Source organism: Pseudomonas sp. LM13 (assembly GCF_041381355.1).
GTDB lineage: Bacteria > Pseudomonadota > Gammaproteobacteria > Pseudomonadales > Pseudomonadaceae > Stutzerimonas > Stutzerimonas frequens.
Genome location: NZ_JACBXH010000092.1, coordinates 1 through 2,550, shown reverse-complemented (window position 1 = coordinate 2,550; position 2,550 = coordinate 1). Strand labels below are relative to the sequence as shown.

The 2,550-nt window shown below is 67.5% G+C and carries 2 protein-coding genes; both read left to right on the top strand.

The features are described 5' to 3' along the window. Positions 1-129 precede the first annotated feature (129 nt). Positions 130-657: a hypothetical protein gene (locus HZR81_RS23335; protein ID WP_043290347.1), complete on the top strand. Its 528-nt coding sequence runs from the start codon at positions 130-132 to the stop codon at positions 655-657. 14 nt (positions 658-671) lie between these two features. Beyond that, on the top strand, positions 672-2,550 hold a 1,879-nt coding region (locus tag HZR81_RS23330; protein ID WP_500129368.1), incomplete at its 3' end, for a ferredoxin reductase.

Sequence of the window (2,550 nt, the reverse complement as noted above, 5' to 3'; positions counted from 1 at the left end):
TGCCATCGACAGCTTGCCGCACGTACGGTGGACGAACGAACCGACCACGCACGCGGGTCGGTTTCTTCGTGAGCGCGTTGCGCTCATCGGTTCCCGAGGGGAACCGCCGCCTACTTATCGGAGGTTGTCATGAAGCAGCACTATCGTCGGCCGTCACTTGTCATGGTCTGCATCCTGGGTGTCGCGCTCGCTGGCGCGGCACTGGCTGATGATGACATGCACAAGAAGGATGCCATGCCAGGCGCCATGGGGCAGCAGCCCGCCAGCACCCCGGCGGCACCTCACGCTCCAGCGGCGCACCCTACCGATCCGAAGTCCCCTGCTTCTCAGAATGCGCCCGCAACGCCCGATGCCATGGCCACGCACATGGAGGAGATGGCAGCCATGATGCGCGAACGGGGGCAAGCCATGGAGGCCATGGGCCGACAGATGCAGGAAGGCAGCATGCAGATGCATCAGCAGGCCATGGCGATGAAGGCTGGCGATGCCTCCGCGCATAAGGACATGGACATGCCCGCCACGATGCAGCACATGCAGCAGATGAAGGAGGACATGGAGCACTGCGAGATGCAGATGCAGAAGGTCGACGCCACCATGCAGAAGATGGATTCGAGCATGGGCGGGGGCATGGCCAAGAAGAAGATGGGCCATATGTAGCGGAGGCCGCCGCGGTGCTGACGGAAGGCTTCGTGGGGTGGAAGCGAGTCGCCGCCCTGGCCACGCTGGCGATGCTGCTGGCTCATGGAGCGGCCGGCGCTCAGTCGGCTGCTGATCCACACGCAGCCCATCCGCCAGACAAGACCGGCGGCACGACGGCTGCGCAGCCGGACGCTGCCGGCACGTCATCGGCCCGGGACAGCGGCTCGATGGCTGGTATGCCGATGGGCACCACGCCGCCGGCTGGCGCGCCGATGGGCGATGACGATCACGCCGCGCATCATCCGGACAAGGCCGGAAGCATGGCGGTACCGCAGCCGGCGCCAGCCGATGGCATGCCGGCGCAAAGCAGCAGCCCGATGAACGGCATGCCGATGAGCGCCACACCGCCGGCTGACGCATCGGCGGGCGATGACGATCTCGCCGCGCATCACCCGGACGCGACTGCCAGCATGCCGGCTTCGAGTGGTGCATCGATGGCCGGTTCCATGGGCGGCATGATGGACGACATGATGCGCGGCTGCCGCGGAGACGAGTGCGGTCGGGATCGGCGCCTCAACAAGCTGCTGTATCCGCAGCTGATGGCGCTGCCGGATCTACCGCCGGAGCGGCGCGCGAGCGTTGAGCAGCTCGCCCACCACCGGATGCACGAAGGGATCCAGCTATTGGCGTCCCTGTCGTCGGAGGCGTCGCACGCGGTCCAGCGCAACGACTACGGCGGCCTGCAGGAAGCATCCGACCGCATGCGCGTGGCCTGGGGCGAATTCGACAGCGGCTTGTCGGCCTACCGCGCACTGGCCGAAGGACAGGCGCCGCGGGGGATCGCGCTGGCGTGGTTCCGGCGCGAGATGAACCTGACCGATCCCCTGACCACGGCCCCGGCGCACGGCGTCTTCGGCCTGTCGGGCTTCCACTACTTCACGATGGCGTTGCTGCTGGCCTTTGCGCTGCTGGCCGCCTGGATGTACGTGGCGCGAACCCGACGCACGAATGCGGTCCTCGCCACGTTGCGCACCGGGGCACCGGTGCCTCCGGCCCCCGCCGCTGCGCCTCGTTCCGGTGTGGCGCCGGCCCCCGCGGCGCCCGTGTCTCCGGGCGTGCCGGCCGAGGGCGAGCCGCAGGCACGCGCACCCGTGTCCACCATGGGCGGCTGGGTGGGCAAGCTGCGGGTCGCACGCGTCTTCCAGGAGACGCCCAAGGTCAAGACGTTTCGGCTGGCGCCAGTGGAGGGCGTGGGTGCGCTGCCGTTCGAGTTCGAGCCCGGCCAGTTCCTCACGCTTTCGGTGCATTCAGGCGGGAACCAGGTCAAGCGCTCGTATTCGATCGCTTCATCGCCATGCTGCCACGGCTGGTGCGACCTGACGGTCAAGCACGAAAGCGGCGGCATCGTCTCGGGTTACCTGCACGAGCAGGTGAAGGAAGGCGATCTCCTCGATGCGTCCGGCCCCTACGGCCGCTTCACCTTCCGCGGCGTCGAGTCCGACAGTGTCGTGTTCCTGGGCGGCGGCGTCGGCATCACGCCGCTGATGAGTTCCATCCGCTACCTGACCGACCAGAGCTGGAGCGGCCGGATCGACCTGGTCTACGCCTGCAAGGACCTGGAAAGTGTGATCTTCCGCGACGAGCTGAACCAACTCGCCCGCCGGCATCCGAACCTGCATGTGTCCATCGTGCTGAGCGACGAGTCATCGGCGGCATGGACCGGCCCGCGTGGGTTCATCACCGCCGAACTGCTGGGGCAGATTCCGCAGATCCGTTCGCGCCGCATCCACTTGTGCGGTCCGTCGGTGATGATGGACGCGGTCCGCAACGAACTGGGCAAGCTGGGCATCGACCTGGCGTCGGTTCATTCCGAGCTGTTCCTGAGCCCCTCCAGGACAGTGCCTCCCGGCC